Source organism: Abyssibius alkaniclasticus, from assembly GCF_020447305.1.
GTDB classification, from domain to species: Bacteria; Pseudomonadota; Alphaproteobacteria; order Rhodobacterales; family Rhodobacteraceae; genus Abyssibius; species Abyssibius alkaniclasticus.
This window is the reverse complement of sequence record NZ_CP095732.1, coordinates 614,799-635,979: the sequence shown is the minus strand read 5'-3', so window position 1 is coordinate 635,979 and position 21,181 is coordinate 614,799. Positions and strand designations below refer to the sequence as shown.

Genomic DNA, 21,181 nt, shown 5'->3' with positions numbered 1-21,181 from the left:
TACATCTGCCCCTTCCTACCAAATCGCGGGCCAAGGGCAAGCCTGCGAAAATTTGCGCGCCCATTCGCGCCGAGGCGGAAAAATTCTTGGCCAAATCGCGTAGCGTGCTATCTTCTCCGGAATCACATTTTAGCAGGACCAATTATGTTTATTCGCATTCTGACCGCCATTTCCCTTGGCCATATGGCCTTTTCCGCCCTTCCCGCCCAGGCACAAACACCCGGCGCGCAGGCGCCCGATACGATTGTGGTGCTTGATGTCTCCAACTCCATGTGGGGGCAAATTGACGGCGTTTCGAAAATTGAGATCGCGCGCGAGGTGATCGGCGATCTGGTGACGGAACTGCCACAATCGAGCCGTATCGGTCTTGTCGCCTACGGGCATCGCGAAAAGGCAAGCTGCACCGATATTGAAACGGTGCTGCCCGTCGGCCCGCTGGATGCCGCGGAGTTTTCGGCCGCGGTGAATGCGCTTGTGCCGCGCGGCCGCACCCCGCTTACCGATGCTGTGCGCCATGCCGCGCGCGAAATGGGCTGGCAGGACAGGCCGGCGCGGATCATCCTTGTCTCGGACGGGCTGGAAAGCTGCGAGGCCGATCCTTGCGCGCTGGCCCGTGAACTTGAGGATGCGGGCGTTGATTTTACCGCGCATGTTGTGGGTTTTGATGTGGCCGGAATTGACGACCAGACCCAGCTTTCCTGCCTTGCCGACATCACCGGCGGCCAATACCTGACCGCCAGCAATGCCGATGAGCTGCTGAGCGCGCTGCAAACCGTATCCGAACCGGTTGCCGAGCCGGTTGCGGCACCTGTGTTCATGGATCTTGTGGCCGTGGATTCGGCGGGTAACCTGGTCAGCGATGCGGGCATCCGCTGGACGCTGATCGACATGGCAAGCGAAAACGCCCTTCTGTCGGCCCAGCCCGGCAGTTCTGTGCGCAGCGAACTGCCCGATGGCAACTATCTTGCCCGCGCCGAGTTGAACGGCCAGAGCGGCGTGCTGGAATTTGCCTATACGGTTGAAGGCGATGCGCAGCGTTTCGAAGTGATGCTCAGCGATGCGGTCACGCTTGAAGCCGACAGCCCCGTTGCCCCCGGCGCCGCCGTGCCTGTCACCTGGACCGGCCCCGATGCCAATGGCGACTATCTGGCCATTGCGCCCCTTGGTAGCGATGTCAGCGCGGTTGAAAGCTATGTGCGCACGGTAGATGGCAGCCCCGCTGCTATGGTTGCACCGCTTGTCGCGGGCGCTTACGAAATTCGCTATGTTTCGGCCACGCGCAACGAGGTTCTGGCGGCAATTCCGCTTGTGGTCGATGTGGCCGAAGTGCGCCTGTCTGCCCCTGATGAGGTGGTCGCATCCAGCGGCATTCTGGTCGACTGGGAAGGGCTGAACCTGCCGGGCGATGCCATCATTCTGACCCCGCGCGACGGCGCAGCGGCCAGTGCAGTGGCACAGATACGCACATCCGAAGGCAACCCTGCATTGCTGACCGCGCCAGCGGAACCGGGCAATTACACGTTGCACTATCTTGACAATGCCGGTGTCATCCAGGCAAGCCGCGATATTGCGGTGATCATCCCCGCCACGCTTGCCGCCCCGCCGGTTGTGGTGGCTGGCAGCGAATTTGCGGTAGACTGGACAGGGCCGGACACGCGGAATGACTTCATCACCATCGTTGCGCTTGGTGCCGATGATGATGCGGGCGGCAATTACGCCTATACGCGCGACGGCAACCCCGCGTCTGTGCGCGCCCCCGACCAGCCCGGCGCTTACGAGCTGCGCTATCTGACCGGCGGCGAGCGCGCTGTGATTGCCACCCTGCCAATCACCGTCAGCGAGGCGCAAGCCACGCTTGAAGCGGCCCCCGTCGTTGCGGCAGGCTCGGAGGTGCAGGTCACCTGGACAGGGCCGGACAACCGGAACGATTTCATCAGCGTTGTGCCGGTCGGCACGCCTGAAGGCGAGTTTGACAATTACTCTTACACCCGCGAAGGTAACCCGCTGACCCTGACCATGCCGGAAGCCGAGGGCGCGTTCGAGCTGCGCTATATCACCGGGCAAGACCGTAAGACCCTTGCCAGTCTGCCGATCACCCTTGAAGCCAATGCCGTAACGCTGAACGCCGCGCCCGTGGCACCGGCCGGCTCGGAAATTCAGGTGACATGGGAGGGGCCGGACAACCGGAACGATTTCATCAGCGTTGTGCCGGTCGGCACCCCCGAAGGCGAGTTTGACAATTACACCTATACCCGCGAAGGCAACCCGCTGACCCTGACCCTGCCGGTCGATCCGGGCTCATACGAGCTACGCTACATCACCGGGCAAGACCGCAAGACGCTCGCCAGCCTGCCCCTGACAATCGAGGCGACACCAGCCTCGCTTGCGGCCGAAGCCGTGGCCAATGCCGGGTCCGACATCGAGGTTACATGGGAGGGGCCGGACAATCGCAACGATTTTATCACGATTGTTGCGCAGGGCGCCCCCGAAGGTGCCAATGACAATTACACCTATACGCGCGAGGGTAACCCGCTTGCCGTGCGCAGCCCCGATGCCGCGGGCGCCTATGAAATCCGCTATCTGACAGGGCAGGACCGCAAGACATTGGCCAGCATTCCGCTAACGCTTGTTTCGGTTGAAACCACCCTGTCGGCAATGCCGTCTGCCGTGGCCGGCGCGTATATCGAGGTGACATGGACCGGACCGGACAACCACAACGATTATCTGACCATCGTGCCAGTTGGCACGGATGAAGGGGTTACCGGCAATTATACCTATACCCGCGAAGGCAACCCGATTGCGGTGCAATCCTCCGACTATCCCGGCGCTTACGAAATCCGCTATGTCTCCGGGCAGTCGCGCGAAACGCGGGCCACATTGCCGCTGACCCTGACGGCAGCACAGGTGCGCCTGTCGCCCCCGCCAAGCGGCGGGGCGGGGGCGCGGGTTGAAATTGCATGGGAAGGGCCGGATAACCGCAATGACGCCATTGTCGTTGTGCCCGTCGGTGCGGATGAGGATGATTTCGGCGCCTATGCCTATACCCGCAGCGGCAACCCCGCCGAGGTCAAACTCCCCGCCGAGGTTGGCAGCTACGAGGTGCGCTATTTGTCGGGACAGTCGCGCATTGTGCTGGCCTCGGTGCCGTTCCGCGTGACCGATACGCCGATCACGATGGCCATTGCCGATGACCTGATCGCCGGCTCCGATGCCAGCATCACCTTTACCGGCCCGATGCTGTCCAACGACTACCTGACCATCGTGCCCGTTGGCACGGCGGATGGGGTTTTCACGCAGTATTATTATACCGAGCAAGGCTCGCCCGGATTGCTGACCCTGCCCGATGTGCCGGGCTCATACGAGCTGCGCTATGTCTCGGGCTCTACCGCTGAAACCCTGTCGCGGCAGGTGATCGAGGTCTTCGCGGTCGATATTTACCTCGAAGCGCCCGAAACAGCGGCGGCTGGCAGCAGCCTGCAGGTGCTATGGGACGGGCCGGATAATATGCAGGATTTCATCACGATCGTGCAGGTCGGCGCGGCTGAAGGCAGCTATATCGACTATTTCTATACCGAGGGTGACAGCCCGGCCACGCTGACCGTGCCCGACACGCCCGGTGCCTATGAAATCCGCTATGTTTCAGGGCAGACCGGTGCGACAATGGGCAGCCGCCCGCTGGCGGTTGAATAGCACCGGCAAGCCCGCCGCGCGCCGCGATTTTACAATCGCTGCCCGTGGCGGGCGGTGGCGGCGCGGCAAGGTTGCGCCACTTGCAGCTTTGCGCCCGCGCCGCGCTTCACCCTTGTGCCCGGTTGCAATCTGGTCGGGGCGCTGCGTGCGGATTGGGTAAAGTCCGGGCCGGGAGCAAGGCTTGCAGCGGCGCCAGACCGTCAGTGCGGCCAGGACAAACGGCGCAAAAGCCGCCACCGCCAAGCGGCGGTGCTGGTTGCAAACCAGCTGCGCTGCGCGGCAGGGCTAGCGCAGTTTTTTCGCCAGTTCCGCAGCAATCGCCGCGAAGCCCCGCGCCTGTGCGCTGTCGGGCCGCGCGGCGGCGATGGGTGTGCCGCCATCGCCCGCCAGCCGGATATCAAGGTCCAGCGGCAATGCACCCAGATAGTCCATGCCCTGCGCCTCGGCTTCAGCCCGCGCGCCACCGTGGCCGAAAATCTGCTCCTCATGCCCGCAATTGCGGCAGATATGCGTCGACATATTCTCGATCATCCCCAGCACCGGCACGTCGAGCTTCTTGAACATATCAATGGCCTTGCGCGCATCGAGCAGCGCCACATCCTGCGGGGTGGAGACAATCACCGCGCCTGTCACCTCGTAGCGCTGGCCAAGGGTAAGCTGCACATCGCCCGTGCCCGGTGGCAGGTCGATCAGCAGCACATCCAGCGCGCCCCATTCCACCTGTCCCAGAAGCTGTTGCAGCGCGCCCATCAGCATCGGGCCGCGCCAGATCACCGCCTCGGCCTCGCCAATCATGAAGCCCATCGACATCAGCACAACGCCATGCGCTTGCAGCGGAATGATGGTTTTCCCATCGGGCGATTTCGGGCGCGCATTCACCCCCATCATGCGCGGCTGGCTTGGCCCATAGACATCGGCATCGAGCAGGCCCACCTTCAGCCCCTGCGCCGCCAAAGCGACGGCAAGATTCGAGGAAACGGTCGATTTGCCGACCCCGCCCTTGCCCGAGCCGATGGCGACCAGATGTTTCACACCCGGCACACGCGCCTTGCCAGCACCCTGCTGCGCGGTCGGGTGGCGGCCGATTTTCAGATCGGGCGGCGGGGCTTTCGCCTCATGCGCGGTGAGCAGCACCGAAACCCTGCCCACCCCGTCCATCGCGGCAACGGCGCGTTCGGCCACGGCGCGCAATGGCTCCATTTTCGCGCCGAATTGCGGCGGCACCTCCAGCACGAAGCGCACATCGGCCCCGTCAATCGTCAGCCCGCGCACATAATCGGCGGCGACGATATCCTTGCCGCTATTCGGGTCGATGATTTGTGCCAATGTGGCCAGAATGTCATCGCGGTTCAGGGTCATGCTTTGTCCTACTCGGTCGGTTGTTTCGGGGGCAGCGGCAGCGCCTTGGCCAGTAAATCCCAGCGGTTGCCATACAGGTCTTTGAACACGGCGACCGCGCCATAGGGTTCGTGCCGCGGCTCTTCCTCAAATTCCACACCCATTGCCAGCATATGGGCATGAGCGGTGGCAAAATCATCCACCTCGTAAAACAGCCAGACCCGCCCGCCGCCCTGTGCGCCGATCATCGCAGATTGCTGCGCATTCACAGCGCGCGCCAGCACGAGCTGCGCACCGCCACCGGCAGGTGCAACCACAACCCAGCGCTTGTTGCCCATTGCAATATCCTCGACCAGCTCAAAGCCCAGACAGCGGGTGAACCAGTCGATCGCGCGGTCATAATCCTCGACGATCAGGGAAACCTTGGCGATCTTGCTCATGGCAGGCCAAACTCCGGTGCGGCAGAATAGCGGACAAAACCACCCCGGGCCGGATGCGTAAAACCAAGCTCTGCGGCATGAAGGCACAGGCGTGGGCTTTGCGCGATCTGTTCGGGCGTGGCGTAAAGCGTATCGCCCAGAATGGGGTGGCCAAGCTGCTGCATATGCAGGCGCAGCTGGTGGCTGCGGCCGGTCAGCGGGCGCAGTTCAACCAGCGCGCGGTCGGCACCGCGCTTCAGCACGCGCCAGTCGGTTTGCGCCTTGCGCCCGGTTTCATGGCAGATCATCTGGCGCGGGCGGTTGGGCCAGTCGACAATGATCGGCAGGTCGATATGGCCACTATCCTCGGCAGGGTTGCCCGCCACCAGCGCGATATAGGTTTTTTCCATCGCGCGTTCGGCAAACATCCGGCTGAGCGCGACCTGCGCGGGGTGGCTGCGCGCCACCATAATCAGCCCCGATGTATCGCGGTCCAGCCGATGCACCAGCCGTGCGCCGGGGAATTGCACAATCGCCCGGCTCATCAGGCAATCGGCCAGTTGCGGGCCCTTGCCAGGCACGCTCAGCAATCCGGCGGGTTTGTTCAATATCGCAAACCAGTCATCCATATAGACAACGTCCAGCGGGCCGGTCGGGGGGTCATAATCAAAGGCGCTCATAGGCGCGGGTGTAGCTGATCTGCGGACCGAGTTAAAGCGCTGCTAGGCGCGCCTGATACGCCCGCTGGCCAGCCCGTCAACCAGCAGGTTCGCGGTGCTTTCGCTTAATGCCATCGGAATATCGTAAACCGTGGCCAGCCGGGTCAGCGCCTTCACATCCACATCATGCGGCATGGGGGCCATCGGGTCGATGAAAAACACCATCCCGTCCAGCGCGCCGGTGGCGATCATCGCGCCGATTTGCTGATCCCCGCCAAGCGGGCCGGATTTCAGCCTTGTGATGTTCAGGCTCGGCAGTGCCTCGGCCAGCCGCGCGCCGGTGGTGCCGGTGGCAAAAATCGCGCATTGCGCGAGCGTAGCCTCGTGCCGTTTGGCCCAGGCGACCAGCGCATCCTTGCGCCCGTCATGGGCGACGAGTGAAAGTTGCACGCTCATTTCAGCACCCCCAACAGCCCGGCGGTGCTGTCATCAAGCCCGCCTGCCGCTTCGCCTTGCACATGTGGCAACAGCGCCACGGCAAGCTCTTTGCCCAGTTCCACGCCCCATTGGTCAAACGCGTTGATCCCCCAGATGGCGGCTTCAACAAATACCCGATGCTCGTAAAGCGCGATGATCTGCCCCAGCACGAAGGGCGTGAGTTTCGGATAGGCCAGTGTTACCGAGGGCCGATTGCCCGGGAAGATGCGATGCGCGGCCTGGCGCTCCAACTCCGCCCCGCTTAGCCCCTTGGCCGCCATCAGCGCGCGGGCGGCATCCATATCCCGCCCCAGCATCAGCGCGCGGCTTTGGGCAAGGCAATTGGCGATGAGCAGGTCATGCTGATGCGAAAGCTCCGGCTCGTGGCCTTCGCCGGCAATCAGAAACTCGCAGGGCACAACGGCGGTGCCCTGGTGGATAAGCTGGTAGAATGCGTGCTGCCCGTTGGTGCCCGGCTCGCCCCAGACAACGGGGCCACTGGCGCGGGCCACGGCACGGCCCTCCATCGTTACACCCTTGCCGTTGCTCTCCATGTCGAGCTGTTGCAAATAGGCGGGCAGGCGGCACAGGCGCTGGTCGTAGGGCAGAACGGCGCGCGTGGCATAGCCGCAGATATTACTGTGCCAGATGCCGACCAGCCCCAGCAGCAACGGCAGGTTATCGGCCGGCGCGGCAGTGCGGAAATGCTGGTCCATCGCATGGCCACCGGCCAGAAAATCGGCAAAATTCTGCGGCCCGATCGCCAGCATGATCGGCAGGCCAATCGGCCCCCAAAGCGAATAGCGCCCGCCGACCCAATCCTCGAACCCGAACACGCGATCGGGCGGAATGCCAAAAGCGGAGGTTTTGTCGCGCGCGGTCGAGACCGCCGCCAAATGCCCTTTGCGCCCGCCCAGCCAGGCCTTGGCTGTGGCGGCATTGGTCATGGTTTCAATGGTCGTAAAGGTTTTGGAGGCGACAATGACCAGCGTGCGCGCAGGGTCCAGCCCGGCCAGCACATCGGCAATATCGGCCCCGTCGACATTCGATACAAAATGCACCCGCAGCCGCCCGGCATAGGGCGAAAGCGCGCGTGTGGCCATAGCCGGCCCAAGGTCCGAGCCGCCAATGCCGATATTCACCACATCACTGAAGGGCGCGCCGTCGCTGGCGGTAATCGCGCCGCTTTCCAAAGCCTCGGCAAAGGCCGCCATCCGGCCCAAAGTTGTGTGGATTTCGGGCATCACATCCTGCCCGTCGACCATCACGCGCGCCGATTTCGGGGCGCGCAGGGCGGTGTGCAGCACGGCACGCCCTTCGGTTTGGTTGATCTTTTCGCCCGCAAACATTGCATCGCGCCGCGCGGCCACGCCGGTGTGCGCGGCAAGATCCAGCAGCAGGCCGCGCCCCTCGGCACAAAGGTTTGTCTTGGCATAATCCAGCACCAGCCCGTCGCTTGCCGCCGAAAACCCGCTGAAACGGCCAGCTTCGGTGCAAAGATCGGCAATTTTGCGCCCCTCATGCGCGGCGCGATAGGCCGCCAATTGCCCCCAGATATCCATGCCTAGCGCCCCAGTTGCGCGGCACTGCGCGCCAGGCTTTCAATGCCCGCCCAATCGCCCGCCGCCACCTTGTCGGCAGGTGCAACCCAGCTTCCGCCGGCGCAGATCACATTGCTCAGGCCCAGATAGCTATGGGCATTTTCGGGCGAAACCCCGCCCGTAGGGCAGAAGGTGATTTGCGGCAAGGGCGCGCCAATGGCCTTCAGTGCCGGTGCCCCGCCCGAGGCTTCGGCAGGGAAAAACTTCAGCATGTCATAGCCGCGTTCCAGCAGCGCCATCGCCTCGGTTGCGGTGGCAGCCCCTGCCAGCAGCGGCAGGCCCTCGGCCTCGCAGGCCGCGATCAGGTTGTCGGTTGCGCCGGGTGAAACGCCAAAGGTCGCCCCCGCCGCCACGGCGTTGCGCACATCTTCGGGCGTGACCAGCGTGCCCGCCCCGACAATTCCGCCCTTCACCCTGGCCATTTCGGCAATGACTTCCAGCGCCGCCGGGGTGCGCAATGTCACCTCCAGCACCGGCAGGCCACCGGCAACCAGCGCCTCGGCCAGCCCGCGCGCACGGGCAACATCATTGACGACAAGCACCGGAATGATCGGGGCAATGCCGCAAATCTCGCGGTTACGTTTACTTGCGTCTTTAGGGGTTATCATGGGGTTTCGCCTTGTAAAATGCTGCGTTCATATCGCCGATGCGCCGGTTTCAGCCGTGCCGACATGGTTGCGGAAGGCGGCGAACATCTCGCGCCCCAGCCCGTGCTGATGCGCCGAAAGGTCGGCCAGAACCGGCTCGCGCTCCAGGGCTGCCGCGTCCAGCACATCCAGCGTGCCATTGGTGGCATCCACGCGGATGATATCGCCATCGGCGATGCGGGCAATCGCCCCGCCATCCAGCGCCTCGGGCGAGACATGGATTGCCGCCGGCACCTTGCCCGACGCGCCCGACATGCGCCCGTCGGTGACCAGCGCCACCCTGAGCCCGCGTTCCTGCAACACGCTCAGCAGCGGGGTCAGGCTGTGAAGCTCCGGCATCCCGTTGGCCTTTGGCCCCTGGTAGCGCACCACAACCACGGTGTCGGTGGTAAATTCATTCGCCCGAAACGCGGCTTTCACCTCGTCCTGGTCGTGGAAAACGCGGGCAGGCGCCTCGACAATATGGCGCTCTTCGGCCACGGCGGAAACCTTCATCACCCCCGCGCCAAGGTTGCCCGCCAGCCGCTTCAGCCCGCCTGTGGGTTGGAACGGGTCTTTGCAGGGGCGCAGGATTTTCTCATTCAGGCTGTCTTTTGAACCCGGCTCGAAGGTCAGCTCGCCATCGCGCAGCTTTGGTTCCTGGGTGTAAAGCGCCATCCCCTGGCCCATGATCGACAGCGTGTCGTCATGCAGCAAACCGCCCTGCAAAAGCTGGCCGATCATATAGCCAAGCCCGCCGGCGGCGTGGAAATGGTTCACATCGGCCAGCCCGTTCGGATAGACCCGCGCCATCAGCGGCACGGCTTCGGAGATTTCGGCGAAATCCGTCCAGTCGAGCAGAATGCCGCTGGCGCGCGCCATTGCAATAAGGTGGATCAGCAGGTTGGTCGAGCCGCCCGTCGCGTTCAGCCCGACAATGCCGTTCACATAGGCTTTCTCATCGAGAATGGCCGAGGTCGGCGTATAGTCGTTGCCAAGGTCGGAAATGGCCAGCGCGCGCTTGGCGGCGGCCAGTGTCAGCGCCTCGCGCAGCGGCGTGCCGGGGTTTACAAAGCTGCTGCCCGGCAGGTGCAGCCCCATGAATTCCATCAGCATCTGGTTGGTATTGGCCGTGCCGTAGAAGGTGCAGGTGCCGGGGCCATGATAGCTGGCCATCTCCGCCGCCATCAGCGCGTTGCGGTCCACCTCGCCCTGAGCAAACTGGGTGCGCACGCGGGCCTTTTCGTCATTCGGCAGGCCCGAAGGCATGGGGCCAGCGGGGATGAACACCGCCGGAATATGGCCGAAAGTGGCCGCCGCAATCACCAGGCCGGGCACGATCTTGTCGCACACGCCAAGGAAAACGGCGGAATCAAAGGTGTTGTGGCTAAGGCCAACGCCAGCGGCCAGCGCAATCACATCGCGTGAAAACAGGCTCAGCTCCATACCGGGCTGGCCCTGGGTCACGCCATCGCACATGGCCGGCACGCCGCCCGCCACCTGTGCCGTGCCGCCCACCTCGCGGGCCGCGCGGCGGATCAGGTCGGGGTAATGTTCAAAAGGCTGATGCGCGCTGAGCATATCGTTATAGGCGGTGATAATGCCGATATTTCCGGCGCTGCTTTCGGCCAGTTTGCTTTTGTCGGCATCATCCATCGCGGCATAGGCATGGGCCTGGTTGCCGCAGGACAAATGCGCACGCTTCGGCCCCTGGTCGCGCTGGGCGGCCATGCGCGCCAGATAGGCGGCGCGGGTCGGGGCAGAGCGTTCCTGAATGCGTTCGGTCACGCGGCGGAGTGTGTCGTTCAGTTTCATGTGCGGCCCTCCTTTGGATGGGTGGCTAAAGTCAGAGATTTCAACGCGGGCTGCGCTGCCCCGGGCCTGACCCGGGGCCTCTGTGCCGTGCTGATGAGGTCCCGGGTCAGGCCCGGGACGGCGCGTTGCCTGAATTGAGCGCCGGGTTCAATCGGCATAGTGAATAACAACAGGGTTGGGCGCGCCCAGAATGGCGCGCACGGGGGCATCGATGACCGGGCCTTCCAGCAGCGCCTCGGCCAGCGCGGTTTTCTTCTCGGCACCTGTTAGCAGCAGGTGGATGTTCTTGGCGCCACGCAGCACGGGCGCTGTCAGCGTCAGGCGTGGTTCCGGCGCGCCCGGTGCGCGCATCGCCATCAGGCTTGGCGCATCATCGGCCAGCGCTGCGGCAAGCTGGTCGGCCCCCGGAAACAGGCTGGCCGTGTGCATATCCGCCCCCATGCCCAGCACCAGAACGTCAATCGGCAGGGCGGCTTCAATGCGCTCGCGCAGCGCGTCAATCACGTCCTCGGGGGCGCGTCCGGGCGCGGTTATGGGCACAAATTGCGCGTTTTCTGCGTTACTTTGTAACAATAAGCGCCGGATCAGCGCGGTATTGGAACGATCGGAGCTTTCGGGCACGAATCGTTCGTCGCTGAGCATCACCCTAACACGGGGCCAGTCGAGATCGGCTTTTGACAGCGCGGCAAAGAACGGGCCGGGGGTGGTGCCGCCAGGCACAACCAGCGTGGCGCTGGGTTGCGCGGCCAGCACATCGCGCAACTGGTCGGCCACCCGTTCGGCAAGGTCGCGCATAAGCTGCGCGCGGTCGGGATAGTGCAGCAGGTTCGGCATCAGACAGCAATCTCCCGCCATTTGCGGCCGTCGCGATGCAGCAGCGCAAGCGCATCCTCGGGGCCGGAACCACCCGGGTCATAGGCCGAAGGCGTGGTGCCCGCAGCCTCCCAGGCGGCGATGATCGGGTCGGTCCAGCCCCAGGCCGCCTCGACCTCGTCGCCGCGCATGAACAGCGTCTGATCGCCGCGGATCACATCCATGATCAGCCGTTCATAGGCATCCGGCACCGCGCCGATTTCAAGCGCGAGAGCTTCGGAAAAGGTCATATCCATCGGCACTTCGGTCAGGCGCATCCCGCCCGGGCCCGGGTCTTTGATGGTCATGCGCAGGGTAATGCCCTCATTCGGTTGCAGGCGGATGACCAGCACATTGCGGTGGTGGTCCATGCCCGGAAAAATCGAATGCGGGGTTTCCTTGAAGGTGATCGCAATTTCCGACATGCGCGCGCGCAGCCGCTTGCCGGTGCGCAGATAAAACGGCGTGCCCGACCAGCGCCAGTTGGACACATCGACCCGCAGCGCCACGAAGCTTTCGGTTTTGGACGCGGGGTTTTCGGAATGGGTGACATAGCTGTCCTGCCCGTTGCCCGCCCGATACTGGCCGCGCACGATATGCTCGGGCAAAACCGGCTCAAGCGAGCGGATGACCTTCAGCTTCTCGTCGCGCAGCGCGTCGGGCTCAAAGCGCGAGGGCGGCTCCATCGCGGTCAGGCACAAAAGCTGCATCAGGTGGTTTTGCACCATATCGCGCATGGCACCGGATTTGTCATAATAGCCGCCACGGCCTTCAACGCCAATATCCTCGGCCACGGTAATTTGCACATGGTCGACATGGCGCGCATTCCAGAGCGGTTCAAACAAAGCATTGGCAAAACGCAGCGCCATCAGGTTCTGCACGGTTTCCTTGCCAAGATAATGGTCGATACGGTAGATCTGCCCCTCGCCAAACCCGGTTGAAAGCTGGGCGTTCAGCGCCCGTGCGCTGGCCAGATCATGCCCAAGGGGTTTTTCAACCACGATGCGGCTTTGCGCCGTGGCCAGCCCATGTTCGTTCAGCCCGGCGGCGATGACACCAAACAGCGACGGGCTGACCGAAAGGTAGAAGGCGCGCACGACATCGGCGCGCAACTGTTTGGCAAGCGCCTTCCAGCCGGCAGGCGTGGCCACATCCAGCTGCACATAGTGCAAACAGTCAAGAAACCGGGCGCGCAGCGCCTTGTTCGCGGCGGTTTTCGGGTCGAACTCGTCCAGCGCTTCGCCAACCATCTTTTGGAAATCGGCGCGCTTCATATCGCTGCGGGCCGCGCCGATGATGCGGGCTCCCTCGGGCATTTGCCCGGCGGCAAGGCGGCGGAACAGGCCCGGAAGGATTTTGCGCCGCGCCAGATCGCCGGTCGCGCCAAATACCACGAGATCGAAGCTTTCCACAGGAATGACCCGTGCGACCATAGCAAATTCTCCTTATCGGGGCGGCGGCCCAATGACATGCTAGCGCGAAACGCGCTGTGAAAGAAGTGCCACGCTGGTTTGCGCGGCGCTGTTAGGGCCGCGCGCAACCTAGCAGCTTGTGTCGTGGCGTCAAGCGATGGGCCGGGCCTTTTGCAGCCCCATGCGCGAATAAGCGCTACGTTTTGGCCCGAATTTGCCAATTGGGGCTTTTCCCGTTCGGCGTGGGCGCGTATCAGTCTAGTTTGTAGCAATAGCGGAACGATCTGTGGGTTTCTGGATTCGAATATTACGGCAGATTTTTCGCATACAGCGGTGGTGCTTCAAGCATGATCTTCTGGTGATCCTGCTGTTGCTCGTCGGCATTGGCATTATCGGCTCGGCGGCGGGGCAGATCAAATCTTCCAACGACCCGATGCTGATGTTCGGCCCGCAGAACGAACACCGCCAGAAGCTGCTGCGCCAGCAAGCCGAGTTTGGTGATACCAACCAGACCATGCTGGTGCTGTCGGTCGACAGTGCCGAAGACCTGCCAAGGCTGCTGGAGGCCGAGCGCGCACTGACACTGGAGCTGCAAAACCCCGATGGCACAATCGCGCTTGATGGGCTGAGCAGCTTTTCCTCGATCTCGACCACCCTGCCGCTGATGGGTTATCCGCTGGAGTTCACGCCGATCGAGGATGTCGCCATCTTGCTGGATGAGCGCGCCGGTTTACGGACATTTTTCCTGAATGACGCGCGCAATGCGGTGGTCATCGCGCTCAAGCAGAACCTGCCCGACATGTCGGACGAGGTTCTGGCGCTGGCCTACGTGCATGAGCAGGCGCTCAAGACCCGCATGGAGGCGCTGTTCCCCGATGTGCAGATCTCGGTGGCGGGCAATGTGGCGATTGCCGAGGCGCTGCGCGGCGCTTTGGCGTTTGACCAGACCTATCTGCTGCCGCTTACGCTGGTGCTGAATTTCATCATCATGCTGATCGCCTTTGGCAGTTTGCGGCTGACATTGTGCGCATTGGGGCTGGCGGTGGCGGCAATGGTGCTGACCCTTGGCATTGCCGGCTGGAGCGGGGTGACTTTTGGCACCGGTTCGGAAACCAGCTTTGCGATCATCACCACGCTGACCGTGGCCACGCTCATCCATATCGTGCATTCATTGGGGCAAAGGCAACGGGCCTTGCCGTTTCAGACCACGCCGGTGGCAATGCGCGCCACCTTTCGCAAGCTGGTGGTGCCGGTCATTCTGGCGCATACCACAACGGCGGTCGGGTTCTTGTCGCTCAACTTTGCCGATGCGCCGGCCTTTCAGCTTATGGGCAATCTTGTGGCGGCCGGGCTGGCGTTTTCGATGGTTATCGTGCTGTTTGCCGCCCCGCTGATTTTTGCGCGGCTGTGCAATGGCTGCAAAGTGCGGGATTCGGCTGTGCGCAGCGCCTCGCGCGTGCTGACCAAGCTGTGGTCGCGCCACCCTTTGCGCATGGGCTATTCGGTGGCGCTGATGACCTTCATCGCGGTGGGTGGCCTGGCCTACACCCGGTTTGACGACCAGTTCCTGAAGTTTTTTGCTCCCGACCACCCGCTGCGCCAGAATGTGGCCCAGATCGAAAACGCGATGGGCTGGTCGCAATCATCCGACCTGGTGCTGCGCTACGCCCCCGATACGCTGGTCACGCCCGCGCGCTTTGCGCAACTTGCGGCACTTGTGGCCGAGCTTGAGGCATTGCCGGGCGTGATCGAGGTGAAAAGCCCCTTGCCCATTGTGCGTGCCTGCCTTGACAACCGCACACCGCCCTATACGGGCAGCCTTGCCGATGTGCCCCCGAAAATGCTGACCTTCTGCGTGAAATCCAACTATCGGGTCACGGAAACCGAGGGCAATGCCACTTTCGCGGCCAATTTCAGCGCGCTGCGCATCTCCATCATGTCGGAGCGCCAAAGCTCCAGCTTCATGCGCAACCTGTCGCGCCGGGTCGAGGAGACCGCGCAGGCAGCCGGGTTTGCACCGCGCGATGCCGAAGTGTCGGGCATGAATGTGATGTCGTCTTTCCTGAGCAAGGTAAACACCGAATCCATGCTGATCGGCTCGGCCCTGGCAATGGCGATTGTCAGCATCATGATCGGGCTGTTTTTGCGTTCATTCGCGCTGGCCCTGCTGTCGATTCTGCCCAACTTCCTGCCCGCTATGGCGGCTTTGGGCATTTGGGTGTGGCTGAATACCGAGGTGGGGATGGCGGCATCCATCATTGCCGCGCTGACATTCGGCATTGTTGTCGATGACACGATCCATATTCTTTACGCCCTGTCGCGCGGGCGCAAGAAGCAAACCAACAAGGGCGTGCAGCGCGTGCTGCAAAAGGTGTTCCCCGGCGTGCTGACCACCACGGCGGCGCTTGGTTTTGGCTTTGCGCTGCTCATGGCCAGCGGGTTCGAGGTAAACCGCCAGCTTGGCTTTCTGACCTCGGCCACAATCTGGATTGCGTTCTTCTTTGACCTGTTCGTGCTGCCGGGCGCCTATATCTGGCTGATTGGCCGCAAAAGGCTGCGCGGCCCCAAGCCCGATGACTAGCCCCCGCCAGCCTAGAGCCAGTCGCGCAAGATCGGGATGAGCGGAATGTCGGCAGGCGGCATCGGGTAGTCGCGCAGGTTTTGCGGGCGCACCCATTTCAGCGCCTGTCCTTCGCGCGCGCACACCTGCCCCTGCCAGCGGCGGCAGGCGAAAAGCGGCATGAGCAGGTGAAAATCGTCATAGGCGTGGCTGGCGAAGGTCAGCGGGGCAAGGCAGGATTGCCATGTCTCGATGCCAAGCTCTTCGTGCAATTCGCGGATAAGCGCGGCTTCTGGCCGCTCGCCGGGCTCGATCTTGCCGCCCGGAAATTCCCACAATCCGGCCATCGACTTGCCTTCGGGGCGCTGGGCCAGCAGCACCCGCCCGTCGCCATCAATCAACGCAACGGCGGCCACAAGCAGCAGCTTCATGAGCGATAATCGGCGTTGATGGTAATGTAGCGATGCGTCAGATCGCAGGTCCAGACCGTGGCCGCCCCGGCTGAAAGCCCAAGGTCGACATTGATGGTGATCTCGTCGCGCTTCATCACGGCGGCCCCGTCAGCCTCGGTGTAGCTCGGGGCAACCCAGCCGTTTTCGGCCACCAGAATATCGCCAAAGCGGATGGTGATTTTATCACGCTCGGCAGCGGCCCCCGATTTGCCGATGGCCATGACGATACGGCCCCAGTTCGGGTCTTCGCCGGCAATTGCGGTTTTCACCAGCGGCGAATTGGCGATGGCCAGGCCGATGGTATGGGCATCGGCGTCAGACTCGGCCCCCGTGACATTCACCTCCACGAATTTCGTCGCCCCCTCACCATCGCGCACCACCTGATGCGCAAGGTCGCGCATGATGCCGCCAAGCGCGGCTTCAAACTCTGCCGCGCGCGGATCACTTGCTTCGGTGATCGGGGCCATGCCCGATTTGCCGGTGGCCGCCATGACCAGCGAATCCGATGTCGAGGTATCGCTATCCACCGTGATGGCGTTGAAACTGCGCGCGTTCAAGCGGCTGACCATGCCCTGCAAAAGCGGCTGGCTGATCGCGGCATCGGTGAAGATATAGACCAGCATCGTGGCCATATCGGGCGCAATCATGCCGGAACCCTTGGCGAAACCGGCGATTCTGACCGTGTCGCCGCCAAGTTTTACGGTGGTCGTTGCACCCTTGGCGAAAGTGTCGGTTGTCATGATGGCGCGCGCCGCCTCTTCGGCCTTTGCCGGGCTGAGCGCGGTGACAAGCTCTTCTATCTTCGCGGTAATACGCGCATAGGGCAGCGGCACGCCGATCACGCCGGTCGAGGCGCAAAAGACATTGCCCGCGTCAATGCCAAGGGCCGCGCCAACCGCATTGCGCGTGGCGTGAACGCCTTCCCAGCCCGCATCGCCCGTAAAGGCATTGGAATTGCCCGAATTGACCAGAATGGCAAACTTGCCGCGCGCCGTGCCGATTGTGGCCAGCGATTCCTGACAGGCCAGCACCGGCGCGGACCGGGTTTTCGAGGTTGTGAACACGCCCGCCATTGCCGCGCCGTCACAAATCTCGGCCAGCATCACATCGAGCCGGCCCTGATATTTGACGCCCGCCGCCACAGCGGCGAAGCGCACACCATCAATGACCGGCAAGGCGGGAAAGCCGCCTTTGGGTGCCAAGGGTGAGACCTGTGGCCCCAACTGCTTTTCCAGCGCGGCGATTTCCGCCTGAAGTGCGGCAATCCGTGCGGCAATCTCACCCTTGTCAGCCATTGCCTACTCCGCGATCAGATCGTAGTTGCGGCTCAGCGCCGGGTCGATATTCAGCAGGCCGGTTTCAATATCGGCCTCGCCGCGCAAACGGTCGATTTCCGCCAGAATCTTGCGGCGGTTCACTTCCTGTGTCAGCTCGGCGCGCAGCTCGTCAACCGTGGGCAGAGGGCGGTCGCGCTGGTCATCCAGGCGCACGATATGCCAGCCGAACTGGCTTTGCACGGGTGCCGAGGTTTCGCCGATTTCCAGCGCCACGACGGCGGCTTCAAATTCCGGCACCATGCGGCCAAGGCCAAACCAGCCAAGGCTGCCACCATTGGCGCCTGAACCGGGGTCGAGCGATTTTTCCTGGGCGATGGCGGCGAAATCGCCACCGGCTTCAAGCTCGGCCACAATCGCCTTTGCCTCGTCTTCGGTTTCAACCAGGATATGGCTGGCATTATACTCGACCTGCGGTTCGACCCCAGCAATTTCCGAATCATACAGCGCCTGAAGCTCTTCGTCGGTCACTTCGGCGGCCAGCAGCGCATCAATCTGGCGGGCGGCCAGTTGCGCACGAATCTCGTTTTCGGTTGTCAGGCGAACGCCAAGCGGAAGCGCGCCATCGGTCGGGCCGGAAAGCAGTGTCTGCTCGATCATCTGCTCGATGATGCCGTTCAGAAGCGTTTCATCGGGCATGTTCTGATAGTCTTCGGGCAGGCTTTTGCGCAGCGCGATCACATGGCCAAGGGTGATTTCGGCGCCGTTCACACGCGCCAGCACGCTGTTGACATCGGCCGCGTCATAGGCGGGCATTGTGGCTTCGGGCGTGGCGTCCGGCGCGGCCTCGGGGGCGGTTTCCTGCGCCCAGACCGGGGCGGCCATAGCCAGAATGGCCAGCGCGGATGCGCCTGTTAAAATCGACTTCAGCATATTCTTCTCCCTTGGCCGCTTGGGCAAACTATCAATCTGGGGCGGCGCTGGCGTTGACAGCCGCAAGGTCGCCGCATACATCATGCGCCGGGTTTGTCTTTTGGCGCAGGCCTGATTTACGCGCTGAACACCCCCGTTACAAGCACCTGTTGGCATTTGCCCCGGTGCGCAAAACAGAATGCGCGGCTACCCGCCGGAGCCGCCGGACATGGAATTGGAGCCTGGATGCTGGGCCTTGGAACGATCGCCAAAAAAGTTTTTGGCACCCCGAATGACCGCAAGATCAAGGCAACCCTGCCGCTGGTGGCCAAGATCAACGCGCTGGAACCGCAGTTCAAAGCGCTGAGCGATGACGAAATTCGCGCCAAGACCGAGGCGTTTCGCAAGCGCGTAGCCGATGGCGAAAGCCTCGACAGCCTGCTGCCCGAAGCCTTTGCCAATGCCCGCGAAGGCGCGTTCCGCGCCCTTGGGCTGCGCCCCTTCGATGTGCAGTTGATGGGCGGGATCTTCTTGCACCAAGGCAATATCGCCGAAATGAAAACCGGCGAGGGTAAAACCCTGATGGCCACGCTGCCATGCTATCTGAACGCGCTGACCGGGCGCGGCGTGCATGTGGTCACGGTGAACGACTATCTGGCGCGGCGCGATGCGGCCTGGATGGGCAAGGTTTACGAGTTTCTCGGGCTGAGCTACGGCGTCGTCGTGCCCAACCAGAGCGAAGAGGAAAAGGCCGCCGGCTATCTGGCGGATGTGACCTATTGCACCAATAACGAGCTGGGCTTCGATTACCTGCGCGACAATATGAAGGCCGATCTGAGCCAGATCCGCCAGCGCGACCATTATTTTGCCGTGGTTGACGAGGTCGACTCGATTCTGATTGACGAAGCGCGCGTGCCGCTGATCATTTCCGGCCCGACCGATGACAAATCGGATTTGTATGTCACGATTGACAAGCTGATCCCGTCGCTGACCGAAGAGCATTACGAGATTGACGAAAAGGCCCGCCATGCCGCGCTGACCGATGCGGGTAACGAATTCATGGAGCAGCGGCTACATGCCGAGGGCCTGTTGCCCGCCGATGCCACGCTTTATGACCCGGAAAGCACCAGCATTGTTCACCATGTGAACCAGGCGCTTGTCGCCCATAAAATGTATAAGGCCGAGAAAGATTACATTGTGCGCGGGCAGGATGTGATTCTGATCGATGAATTCACCGGCCGCATGATGACCGGGCGAAGGCTTTCCCAGGGCCTGCACCAGGCGCTCGAGGCCAAGGAAGGCGTGGCCATCCAGCCCGAAAACGTGACGCTGGCCTCGGTCACATTCCAGAACTATTTCCGACTGTATGACAAGCTCGGCGGCATGACCGGCACAGCTATGACCGAAGCCGAGGAGTTTATGGAAATTTACGGGCTTGGCGTGGTGGAAGTGCCCACCAATGTGCCCATTGCCCGGCTGGACGAGCATGACCGAGTGTATCGCACGGCCAAGGAAAAATATGCGGCCGTGGTCGAGGCGATCAAGGAGGCCAATGCCAAGGGCCAGCCGGTGCTTGTCGGCACGACATCGATCGAGAAATCCGAAGAGATCGCGGCGATTCTGAAGAAAGACAAGATAAAGCACAATGTGCTGAACGCGCGTTTTCACGAACAGGAAGCCGAGATTATTGCCGATGCGGGCCGCCCCGGCGCGGTGACAATCGCCACCAACATGGCGGGCCGCGGCACCGATATCCAGCTTGGCGGCAACCTCGATGCCGAGGTGAATGCTGCGATAGAAGCCGCGGGCGACGGGGCCGACCCGGTGGCGATTCGTGCCGATATTTCCGCGCGCCATGCCGATGCCAGGAAAAAGGCGCTGGAGGCCGGCGGCCTGTTCGTGCTGGCCACCGAACGCCACGAAAGCCGCCGGATTGATAACCAGTTGCGCGGCCGTTCGGGCCGTCAGGGCGACCCCGGGCGCACGGTGTTCTTCCTCAGCCTTGAAGACGATCTGATGCGCATCTTCAACTCGGGCAACCTTGACAAGATGCTGCAGCGTTTGGGCATGAAAGAGGGCGAGGCGATTGTGCATCCCTGGGTGAACAAGGCGCTGGAGCGCGCGCAGGCCAAGGTCGAGGCGCGCAACTTCGACATTCGTAAAAACCTGCTGAAATTTGACGATGTCATGAACCAGCAGCGCAAGAACATCTTTGCGCAGCGCCGCGAAGTCATGGCCGGGGCCGACCAATCCGAAGTGGTGCAATCCATGCGCCAGGATGTGGTTGATGATATTGTCACCGCGCATATCCCGCCGCGCGCCTATCCCGACCAGTGGAACATGGAAGGGCTCTATGCCGAGGTTCTGAAGATCTTTGGCCTCGATCTGCCGATTATCGACTGGGGCCGGGAAGAGGGTGTTGATGACGAGGTGATTCGCGAGCGGCTTTATGCCGAAACCGATAAGGCGATGGCGCAAAAGGCCGTGAAAGCCACGCCCGACACCATGCGCCGCATCGAAAAACAGGTGCTGTTGCAGGCGATCGACAAGGCCTGGCGCGAACATCTGTTGCGGCTGGAGCATCTGCGCAGTGTCATCGGCTTTCGCTCATACGCGCAGCGCGACCCGCTGAACGAGTATAAATCCGAAGCCTTCACCCTGTTTGAAACCCTGCTCAACCGGTTACGGATCGATGTCACCACCCAGCTTTCGCATGTGCAGATTCTGTCGCCCGAAGAGCATCAGGAGCTTCTGGCCAGGCTCAAGGCTGCGCAATCGGCCCAGCAGAACGCCATAGCCGGTGCAAGCGCGCAGCCTGCAAAGCCGAATGCGGCCACACCCGCCAGCCCCCCCAATGCCGGCGTGGACCCGGCGGATGAAAGCACATGGTCGCGCGTTGGGCGCAATGATTCTTGCCCCTGCGGTTCGGGCAAGAAATACAAGCATTGCCACGGCAAGGTTTAGGCAGACACCGCAAGTGGCGGGCCGAAAACACAGGCCGCGCAGTGCTTTAGGGCAGGGCGCGGCCTGTGTTTTATGGGCATTTACCTGATGCGGCCACATTTTCGACAATTTGTTCAGATTTGATGGGCTC

15 protein-coding genes are annotated in these 21,181 nt (G+C 62.5%); 3 read left to right on the top strand and 12 right to left on the bottom strand.

Annotation, left to right across the window (positions count from 1 at the left end):
• The first annotated feature begins 144 nt into the window (after nt 1–144).
• Nucleotides 145–3,690, top strand: coding sequence for a VWA domain-containing protein (locus tag LGT41_RS03330; protein ID WP_274128612.1), 3,546 nt, complete (start codon nt 145–147; stop codon nt 3,688–3,690).
• Nucleotides 3,691–3,975: 285 nt separating this feature from the next.
• On the opposite strand, the gene LGT41_RS03325 is transcribed toward LGT41_RS03330, so the two are convergent.
• The 9 genes from LGT41_RS03325 to zwf form a co-directional block, all read right to left on the bottom strand.
• Nucleotides 3,976–5,049 carry an Mrp/NBP35 family ATP-binding protein gene (locus LGT41_RS03325; protein ID WP_274128611.1) on the bottom strand — a complete coding sequence of 358 codons (1,074 nt, stop codon included), beginning with the start codon at nt 5,047–5,049 and terminating at the stop codon, nt 3,976–3,978.
• 8 nt (nt 5,050–5,057) lie between these two features.
• Complete coding sequence (locus LGT41_RS03320) at nt 5,058–5,468, bottom strand: VOC family protein (protein ID WP_274128610.1); 411 nt, start codon at nt 5,466–5,468, stop codon at nt 5,058–5,060.
• Nucleotides 5,465–6,127 carry an RluA family pseudouridine synthase gene (locus LGT41_RS03315; RefSeq protein WP_274128609.1) on the bottom strand — a complete coding sequence of 221 codons (663 nt, stop codon included), beginning with the start codon at nt 6,125–6,127 and terminating at the stop codon, nt 5,465–5,467. Before LGT41_RS03315 ends, LGT41_RS03320 begins: the two co-directional genes overlap by 4 nt.
• 42 nt (nt 6,128–6,169) lie before the next feature.
• The gene (locus LGT41_RS03310; RefSeq protein WP_274128608.1) at nt 6,170–6,562 is read right to left on the bottom strand and encodes a methylglyoxal synthase; all 393 of its coding nucleotides are present in this window, start codon (nt 6,560–6,562) and stop codon (nt 6,170–6,172) included.
• Complete coding sequence (gene pgi, locus LGT41_RS03305) at nt 6,559–8,145, bottom strand: glucose-6-phosphate isomerase (protein ID WP_274128607.1); 1,587 nt, start codon at nt 8,143–8,145, stop codon at nt 6,559–6,561. Before pgi ends, LGT41_RS03310 begins: the two co-directional genes overlap by 4 nt.
• A gap of 2 nt (nt 8,146–8,147) precedes the next feature.
• Nucleotides 8,148–8,792: a bifunctional 4-hydroxy-2-oxoglutarate aldolase/2-dehydro-3-deoxy-phosphogluconate aldolase gene (eda, locus tag LGT41_RS03300; protein WP_274128606.1), complete on the bottom strand. Its 645-nt coding sequence runs from the start codon at nt 8,790–8,792 to the stop codon at nt 8,148–8,150.
• A 27-nt stretch (nt 8,793–8,819) separates the two neighbouring features.
• On the bottom strand, nt 8,820–10,625 hold the full coding sequence (gene edd / locus LGT41_RS03295; RefSeq protein ID WP_274128605.1) for a phosphogluconate dehydratase: 1,806 nt from the start codon (nt 10,623–10,625) through the stop codon (nt 8,820–8,822).
• Between the two features lie 147 nt (nt 10,626–10,772).
• On the bottom strand, nt 10,773–11,459 hold the full coding sequence (gene pgl, locus LGT41_RS03290; RefSeq protein ID WP_274128604.1) for a 6-phosphogluconolactonase: 687 nt from the start codon (nt 11,457–11,459) through the stop codon (nt 10,773–10,775).
• The gene (zwf, locus tag LGT41_RS03285; RefSeq protein ID WP_274128603.1) at nt 11,459–12,910 is read right to left on the bottom strand and encodes a glucose-6-phosphate dehydrogenase; all 1,452 of its coding nucleotides are present in this window, start codon (nt 12,908–12,910) and stop codon (nt 11,459–11,461) included. The genes pgl and zwf overlap by 1 nt, the downstream gene beginning before the upstream one ends.
• 337 nt (nt 12,911–13,247) lie before the next feature.
• Here zwf and LGT41_RS03280 point away from each other — a divergent pair, with 337 nt between their 5' ends.
• Nucleotides 13,248–15,470 carry an efflux RND transporter permease subunit gene (locus tag LGT41_RS03280; RefSeq protein ID WP_274128602.1) on the top strand — a complete coding sequence of 741 codons (2,223 nt, stop codon included), beginning with the start codon at nt 13,248–13,250 and terminating at the stop codon, nt 15,468–15,470.
• Nucleotides 15,471–15,481: 11 nt separating this feature from the next.
• Here LGT41_RS03280 and mutT read toward each other — a convergent pair whose 3' ends face one another.
• From mutT to LGT41_RS03265, 3 genes are read right to left on the bottom strand one after another with little or no spacing between them, the layout of a single operon-like run.
• Complete coding sequence (gene mutT, locus LGT41_RS03275) at nt 15,482–15,880, bottom strand: 8-oxo-dGTP diphosphatase MutT (RefSeq protein ID WP_274128601.1); 399 nt, start codon at nt 15,878–15,880, stop codon at nt 15,482–15,484.
• Nucleotides 15,877–17,196 carry a bifunctional glutamate N-acetyltransferase/amino-acid acetyltransferase ArgJ gene (gene argJ / locus LGT41_RS03270; protein WP_274128600.1) on the bottom strand — a complete coding sequence of 440 codons (1,320 nt, stop codon included), beginning with the start codon at nt 17,194–17,196 and terminating at the stop codon, nt 15,877–15,879. The genes mutT and argJ overlap by 4 nt, the downstream gene beginning before the upstream one ends.
• 3 nt (nt 17,197–17,199) lie before the next feature.
• Nucleotides 17,200–18,108 (bottom strand): peptidylprolyl isomerase, encoded by a 909-nt coding sequence (locus tag LGT41_RS03265; RefSeq protein WP_274128599.1) that lies wholly within the window; start codon nt 18,106–18,108, stop codon nt 17,200–17,202.
• A gap of 225 nt (nt 18,109–18,333) precedes the next feature.
• On the opposite strand from LGT41_RS03265, the gene secA reads away from it, so the two are divergent.
• Nucleotides 18,334–21,051, top strand: a complete 2,718-nt coding sequence (secA, locus tag LGT41_RS03260) for a preprotein translocase subunit SecA (protein ID WP_274128598.1) — start codon at nt 18,334–18,336, stop codon at nt 21,049–21,051.
• Nucleotides 21,052–21,181: the final 130 nt, after the last annotated feature.

Coding starts and splice junctions, on each gene's coding strand:
- eda (WP_274128606.1), bottom strand. CDS start 8,792: ATGATAACCCCTAAAGACGCAAGTAAACGTAACCGCGAGATTTGCGGC.
- edd (WP_274128605.1), bottom strand. CDS start 10,625: ATGAAACTGAACGACACACTCCGCCGCGTGACCGAACGCATTCAGGAA.
- argJ (WP_274128600.1), bottom strand. CDS start 17,196: ATGGCTGACAAGGGTGAGATTGCCGCACGGATTGCCGCACTTCAGGCG.
- mutT (WP_274128601.1), bottom strand. CDS start 15,880: ATGAAGCTGCTGCTTGTGGCCGCCGTTGCGTTGATTGATGGCGACGGG.
- LGT41_RS03315 (WP_274128609.1), bottom strand. CDS start 6,127: ATGAGCGCCTTTGATTATGACCCCCCGACCGGCCCGCTGGACGTTGTC.
- LGT41_RS03320 (WP_274128610.1), bottom strand. CDS start 5,468: ATGAGCAAGATCGCCAAGGTTTCCCTGATCGTCGAGGATTATGACCGC.
- zwf (WP_274128603.1), bottom strand. CDS start 12,910: ATGGTCGCACGGGTCATTCCTGTGGAAAGCTTCGATCTCGTGGTATTT.
- LGT41_RS03325 (WP_274128611.1), bottom strand. CDS start 5,049: ATGACCCTGAACCGCGATGACATTCTGGCCACATTGGCACAAATCATC.
- LGT41_RS03330 (WP_274128612.1), top strand. CDS start 145: ATGTTTATTCGCATTCTGACCGCCATTTCCCTTGGCCATATGGCCTTT.
- pgl (WP_274128604.1), bottom strand. CDS start 11,459: ATGCCGAACCTGCTGCACTATCCCGACCGCGCGCAGCTTATGCGCGAC.
- LGT41_RS03310 (WP_274128608.1), bottom strand. CDS start 6,562: ATGAGCGTGCAACTTTCACTCGTCGCCCATGACGGGCGCAAGGATGCG.
- LGT41_RS03265 (WP_274128599.1), bottom strand. CDS start 18,108: ATGCTGAAGTCGATTTTAACAGGCGCATCCGCGCTGGCCATTCTGGCT.
- secA (WP_274128598.1), top strand. CDS start 18,334: ATGCTGGGCCTTGGAACGATCGCCAAAAAAGTTTTTGGCACCCCGAAT.
- pgi (WP_274128607.1), bottom strand. CDS start 8,145: ATGGATATCTGGGGGCAATTGGCGGCCTATCGCGCCGCGCATGAGGGG.